Here is a 6129-nt window from a genome sequence, read left to right on the forward strand (position 1 = left end):
TGCCCCGGCGGGCGGAACGCGGCCCGGCAGTAAACCGAGTCCGCACAGGCAATTTCGATCGGACCAGGCCGAACAGCGGCCCGCCCCGCGCACCGAACTACGATCGTGCCGTGACGAAAGCAGCGCCGGCGGCCGGCCCGGACCCCGACCATCGCCCGACCGAGGCCACCGCGGCGGTCGCACCGGCCCCGGATCCGGACGCACGGCGCGACGACGATACGGCAGCCGGACCCCTCGAAAACGAACCCGGCCCCACGGAATGGGGCGAGCACCCGCACGGCGCCGGCCCGTGGGCCGAGGAACACACCGGCCCGCCGCCGGAGGACGACCGGCTCGATCCGGTGCTGCTCGCGGAAGGCGATCGACGCAATGTGGTCGACGCGTACCGATACTGGACCCGGGAGGCGATCGTCGCCGATATCGACCGGCGCCGCCACCCCTTCCATATCGCCATCGAGAATTTCGGGCACGACGCCAATATCGGCACCGTGGTGCGCACCGCCAACGCCTTCGCCGCCGGCGCGGTACATATCGTCGGCCGCCGCCGCTGGAACCGGCGCGGCGCCATGGTCACCGACCGCTACCAGCACATCGTCCACCACCCCGATATCGAAGCGCTGCTGGAATTCACCACCTCCGAGGACCTGAGTGTGGTGGCCGTGGACAATGTGCCGGGCTCGGTGCCGCTGGAAACCGTGCGCCTGCCGCGGCGATGCATGCTGCTGTTCGGTCAGGAGGGCCCCGGGGTGAGCGACGGCGCCCGCGATGCCGCGGTGCTCACCGTATCCATCGCCCAGTTCGGGTCCACCCGCAGTATCAACGCGGGTGTTGCGGCGGGTATCGCCATGCACACCTGGATCCGCCAGCACGCCGACCTCACCACCGCCTGGTGACGATCACCGGCCCGGCCTTCGGTGAACCTCTCGGCGGATATCAGGCCGAAGCCGCCCCGATGATCGCCAGCACGATGAAGAAGACGACCACGAGCAGATAGAGGATCAGCACCACCGATGTGACGATGCCGAGGACATAACCGATCATCACATTGCTGCGGCCACCGACGGTGCCGCCGGAGGCGTCGATCTCGTTGAGCGCCTTCTTACCCATCACCCATGCGAACGGACCGCAGATCGCGCAGAACAGACTGACGATCCCGAGGACCAGCACGGTGGTGGTCTGCGGATGGTCCGGCGGCGGCGGACCGTATCCGGGATATCCGTACCCGGGCGGCGGGGTGGGGTAACTCATGCGTGGATAGTAACCGCACCGGTCGACACCGCACGACCGGAAAACCGCAGGCGGAGGCTCGGTATCGCAGCTGCCCCTCGACCTCCATCTCGCGAGCGCGCCTCGAGACCACTACTGCGAGTGCGCCTCCAGCTCAGTACGGAGTGTGTGCCCCCGGAACACCATCGAACCTGCGCCCCCAGAACACCACCGAGCCGTGCGCCCCCGGATCAGCACCGAGCATGCGCCCCCGGATCAGCGTCGAGTGTGCGCCTCGGGATCGGCGAGCAGGAACTGGGCGCCGCCGTAGGTTGCCAGGATGATCCCCTCGATAACCCGGCGCGATCGCTGTCCGCGGGCGAACAGCCGCCGCACCACGATGAGACCGTCGGAAACCGTGAACAGCAGGGCGCCCAGGCCGAGCCGGCTGCGCGGATCGGCATCGGGAATATTGAGCCCGGCAATATTTTTCGACCCCGGCGCCAGCGCCGCATCGGAAGCGAGTACCGCCGCGCTGCCCAGAGTCAGACCGTAGGCGCTCAACGGCGCGGCGAGCACAGGAGCCTTGGCACGCAACATCCCCGCGGCCCCCGCCCAGGCCAGTACGCGTGGAATGACGGTATTCGGCCGCGGACGCGCGCCCCGGCGCCACCACAGCGTCGCGTACCCACTCTGCATCACGGCGAACGACGAGGCACCGGCGATCAACCGGCGATCGTCATCGGGTTCGATGAGCAGCACATCACCGACGGTCGCGGCGCCGAGCGACCCCAGCAGCAGGGTGCGTTCCGGCGGCGCGATATCCGCTGTGCTGGTGGCGATATCGGCCGCCAGTAACGGCATCATCAACGGTTTCGCCGCCCACTGCAACGATTGCCGCCCGGTCAGCGCACCCGCCACGGTGACCGCTGTCGCGACCAGATACCCCGCGCGGAAGGGCCGCATCACTACAGGCTCGCCTCGGCGGGCGCAGGCGGCAGGGTGACGACCTGGCCCGCATAGCTGAGCCCCGCGCCGAAACCGAGCAGCAGCGCGAGCTGCCCGCCCTTGGCTTTACCGGTCGCGAGCATCTCCTCCATGGCCAGCGGAATCGAGGCCGCGGACGTGTTTCCGGTGTTCTCGATATCGCCCGCCATCGGAATATCGTCGGCCAAGCCGAGATTCTTCTTCATCAGCTCGTTGATCCGGGCATTGGCCTGATGCGGGATGAAGACCTCGATATCTTCCTTCGACACCCCGGCCATATCCAGCGCCGTGGACAACGCACGCGGCAGGGTAACGGCCGCCCAGCGGAAAACGCGGGGCCCCTCCATCCGCAACGCCATCCGGCCGACCGGCTCCACTTCGGGATCGGTGCCCTGCAGGTCCTGCGCCCGCTGCATGTAATCGATGAAGTTGACGTCCTGTTTGATGGCATCGGCGTTCTCGCCGTCGCTGCCCCAGACCGTCGGCGAGATCCCGTTCTCCTCGCTCGGCCCGATCACCACCGCGCCCGCGCCGTCGCCGAAGATGAACGCCGTCCCCCGGTCGGTGGGGTCGATCCCGATGGTCATCGTCTCGGCGCCGATGAGCAGGACGTATTCGGCGGAACCGGCGCGGATCATATCCGCGGCCACACCCAGCCCGTAGCCGAAGCCACCGCAGCCGGAGGTGAGATCGAAGGCGGGAATACCGTTCATCCCCAGATCACTGGCGACGATCGGGGCGCCGTGCGGGGTCAGCATCGGCCAGCTGGACGTGGCCAGGATCAGCGCGCCGATCCGCGAGGGGTCTACTCCGCTGTTGCGCAGCGCCCGTCCACCGGCGGCCACCGAGATCGACCGCAGCGATTCGTCGCCGCTGATCCAGCGCCGGTTGCGGATACCGCTGCGCTCGAAAATCCACTCATCCGAGGAGTCCAGTACCTGGCACACCTCGTCGTTGCTGACCACGCGCTGCGGCCGGTAGGCACCGATTCCGAGCATCGCGACGTTGTCGTGCCCCTTTTTGCCCGCAATGCTCACCACGACGCTCACGACCCTTCACTCACTGTTCTGACGGATTCCCAGGCTAACGGAGCCGGATACGACGTCGAACAGCCCGTCGGTTCAGCCCAGTGCCAGATCCTTCAGACCGAGTATGGAGCGATAGGGCAGCCCTTCGTCGGCGATCACGCGATCCGCGCCGGTTTCTCGGTCGACCACGGTGGCCACCCCGACCACCGTCGCACCCACCTCGCGCAACGCGCGCACGGCGGTCAGCGGGGAATTCCCGGTGGTCGTGGTGTCCTCCACGACCAGTACCCGTTTGCCGACCACATCCGGGCCCTCGACCTGCCGTTGCATCCCGTGGGTTTTCGCGGCCTTGCGCACCACGAACGCGTCGATGGGCCGGCCCGGTGCGTGCATCACCGCGAGCGCGACCGGATCGGCGCCCATGGTGAGCCCGCCGATCGCGTCGAATTCCCAGTCCGCGACCAGTTCCCGCAGCAGTTTGCCGATCAGCGGACCGGCGCGGTGGTGCAGGGTCGCCCGCCGCAGGTCGACGTAGTAGTCGGCCTCTTTTCCGGAGGACAATGTCACCTTGCCGTGCACGACGGCTAAATCGCGCACCAGCCCGGCCAAGACATCCCGGTCGGTCGTTGCCTGGTCGATCATCGGTGTCCTTCCGCCCGTGGAGGCGAGTCGCGGCGAGTACGGTCGCGGCGCCTGCTCGGCGCCTTCCGAGCAGGATACGGGGGCGCCGCCACGGCGGTTACCGCAGGTCGCGAGTCATCGCGGAGCTACTGCGGCACCGGACCCTGGTACGGCCGGAAACCAGGGTGGAAGGGCCCGCCTGGCAACCGGGGGGCGTGCTCGTCGTCGGCGACGGAATCACGGCGGCCGGGGGCGGGCCGATCCGGTTCCTCGGCTCCGCCGGACCGCGCACCGGCCGGTTCGGGGCGCGGGGGGCGATTCGCGGGCCGGGCGTCCGGCACCACGGCCAGGCTCGGCCGGCGCGGCGGTACCTCGTCACCGGGAATGCCCCGGTCGTCCTGGTCGCCGGCTTCTTCCGGAGTGTCGCGGCGGTAGCGGACGTTGGGCCCCGGGTGACCGTAGTCGTCGTCGGGGTACTCGTCGTAATCGTCGTACTCGTCGTCCGGGCCGCCCGGAGCATCGTCGTCGTACTCCGCCGAACGGATGCGGGCCCGGGGATGTGCGGGGCGGGGATCCTGCTCGTCGTTGCGGTTCTCGTTGACCGGCGGTAGCACGTGCAGCAGACCGGACAGCCGCAGGACGGCGTCGATACCGGTCTCCCAGTCCTTCGGGGAGGTGCCGACGGGGAGCATGCCGAGGGTCCAATTGCCCTCGCTCCACAGCATCTGCACCGTATCGGACAGCGATTCGATGAACGCGACCATCCGCTGATCCACCGCGTGCCGGGCGATCTCCGGGTTGGTCGCGAACACCACCCGGTCACCGATGGCACCGAGCAGTTCCAGATCGGCGTCCTTGGGCGGATTCATCGTCTTCACCCGCATATCGACGTCGATATCCGAGCCGATCTGCCGGCGCACCGCGACCAGTGTCGCCGAGTCCTCCAGATCCAGCAGCACGAATTTCTCGCCCTTGCGGATACCGGTCACCACATCGACCGCCGTCAGGTACCCGAGCTTGGCCAGCGCACCGCGCCGCCAGGTCGAGGCGAGCGCCGGTTCCACCGACACATAGGTGTATCCCTGGGCTTTCGCCCACACCTGCCGCGCGTGACCGGTCCGCTGCCGCTGGCGCCGGTCGAAATAGAGCAGCACGATCGCACCCGCGAGGGTGATTGCCGCCAGCCCGAACCACATTGCCGTCATCGTCGCCTAGCCTATCCACCCGCCCGGCGTAATGCCGGGCACCCACACTGCGCGCCGCGGTTTTCTCATCGGCCGCCCCCGTCGAGGGCGGTGCTGATGATCACCTCGGCCTGAATGGATCCGTCCGGGCTCTGCTGCCCCTGCACGATCACCAGATCCCCGGCGGGCAGCGCATCGACCGTGGCGCCCGCCAGCGATATCACCTGGGTGGCCTCGGTCGTATGCACCGTGACCTCGGTGCCGGTGAGAGTGCTCAGGGTCAGTGTGCCACCACTGTTGGAGCTGATCGTGCCCATGGTGGTGCCGCCGGCGTCCGGGTCGTTCGGATCCCCCGAATCGGGCACACCCGGGTCGCCCGGCAGCGGCGGTAGCTCGGGGAACGATTCCTCGGGCAGCGGCGGAACCTGCCTGCCGAGCGTCCGGCTGGTTGTCGTGTCGCCGCCGGCGGTGGATTGTGAATCGTCACCGCTGAACAGCATCCCGGCACCGACACCGGCCAAGCCGATCAGCACGATCGCGGCCAGTCCGACGCCCAGCCAGATACCGGTTTTGTTCGACGGCGGCCGCGGCGGTTCCTGCCCGGGTAGGGGGCCACCGGGCTGCCCGTACGGATCCTGCGGGCCCGGGCCACCAGCGCCCCATTGCGGGTTGCCGTAGGCGTAGCTGTCATAGGTCGGCATTTCCCGGGTCGGGTTGGGCCCCTGACCCCAACCGCCGTAGGGATCGGTACCCGGGTAGGCCGTGGTCGGCTCCACGAAGCCCGGGCCGTCGGCCATGGGCATTTTCTCGGTCGCCGATTCTCCCGGCTGACCCAGGCGCTGGGTCGGATCGTCGTCCGGCCGCCTTGCCCAGGGATCGTTCGGGTTGGTCATGCCATCCAGACTAAGCGGTATCTCTGCGACGGTTCGGGCCCTGCGCATAAACATGCCGACACCTCGACCCGCACCGCGATCCGCCGTGCATCTCGGCGAACCCGTGCTCAGGCCCGTGCTCCGCCCCTCCACCCCACTGTCCCCGCGAAGCCGCGTTGCGCAGATCACCACGCCCGCGGGGGGCGGCCCCCCCCAGCCCCCCCGGGGGGG

At 68.8% G+C, this 6129-nt stretch carries 7 protein-coding genes; 1 reads left to right on the forward strand and 6 read right to left on the reverse strand.

Features of this window, described 5'->3' with window-relative positions; genetic code table 11:
* Positions 1-110 precede the first annotated feature (110 nt).
* Positions 111-893, forward strand: a complete 783-nt coding sequence (locus QH196_RS06555) for a TrmH family RNA methyltransferase (RefSeq protein WP_280414844.1) — start codon at positions 111-113, stop codon at positions 891-893.
* 40 nt (positions 894-933) lie between these two features.
* Here the strand turns inward: QH196_RS06555 and QH196_RS06560 are convergent, their stop codons facing one another.
* From QH196_RS06560 to QH196_RS06585, 6 genes are all read right to left on the reverse strand, one after another.
* Positions 934-1248: a DUF4190 domain-containing protein gene (locus QH196_RS06560; protein WP_280414845.1), complete on the reverse strand. Its 315-nt coding sequence runs from the start codon at positions 1246-1248 to the stop codon at positions 934-936.
* 234 nt (positions 1249-1482) lie between these two features.
* Complete coding sequence (locus QH196_RS06565) at positions 1483-2172, reverse strand: lysoplasmalogenase (protein ID WP_280414846.1); 690 nt, start codon at positions 2170-2172, stop codon at positions 1483-1485.
* Between the two features lie 2 nt (positions 2173-2174).
* Positions 2175-3233, reverse strand: a complete 1059-nt coding sequence (locus QH196_RS06570; protein WP_280414856.1) for a beta-ketoacyl-ACP synthase 3 — start codon at positions 3231-3233, stop codon at positions 2175-2177.
* A gap of 81 nt (positions 3234-3314) precedes the next feature.
* Positions 3315-3863 carry an orotate phosphoribosyltransferase gene (gene pyrE, locus QH196_RS06575; protein WP_280414847.1) on the reverse strand — a complete coding sequence of 183 codons (549 nt, stop codon included), beginning with the start codon at positions 3861-3863 and terminating at the stop codon, positions 3315-3317.
* 125 nt (positions 3864-3988) lie between these two features.
* Complete coding sequence (locus QH196_RS06580; protein ID WP_348538052.1) at positions 3989-5047, reverse strand: hypothetical protein; 1059 nt, start codon at positions 5045-5047, stop codon at positions 3989-3991.
* A 65-nt stretch (positions 5048-5112) separates the two neighbouring features.
* On the reverse strand, positions 5113-5919 hold the full coding sequence (locus QH196_RS06585) for a DUF5666 domain-containing protein (RefSeq protein WP_280414848.1): 807 nt from the start codon (positions 5917-5919) through the stop codon (positions 5113-5115).
* Positions 5920-6129 lie beyond the last annotated feature (210 nt).

The sequence above is a fragment of the Nocardia carnea genome, assembly GCF_029868325.1.
In the GTDB taxonomy this organism is placed as follows: domain Bacteria; phylum Actinomycetota; class Actinomycetes; order Mycobacteriales; family Mycobacteriaceae; genus Nocardia; species Nocardia carnea_C.

Bases quoted from the DNA above. Each gene is read 5' to 3' on its own strand.
- QH196_RS06560 (WP_280414845.1), bottom strand. From the start codon at position 1,248: ATGAGTTACCCCACCCCGCCGCCCGGGTACGGATATCCCGGATACGGT.
- QH196_RS06565 (WP_280414846.1), bottom strand. From the start codon at position 2,172: ATGCGGCCCTTCCGCGCGGGGTATCTGGTCGCGACAGCGGTCACCGTG.
- pyrE (WP_280414847.1), bottom strand. From the start codon at position 3,863: ATGATCGACCAGGCAACGACCGACCGGGATGTCTTGGCCGGGCTGGTG.
- QH196_RS06580 (WP_348538052.1), bottom strand. From the start codon at position 5,047: ATGACGGCAATGTGGTTCGGGCTGGCGGCAATCACCCTCGCGGGTGCG.
- QH196_RS06585 (WP_280414848.1), bottom strand. From the start codon at position 5,919: ATGACCAACCCGAACGATCCCTGGGCAAGGCGGCCGGACGACGATCCG.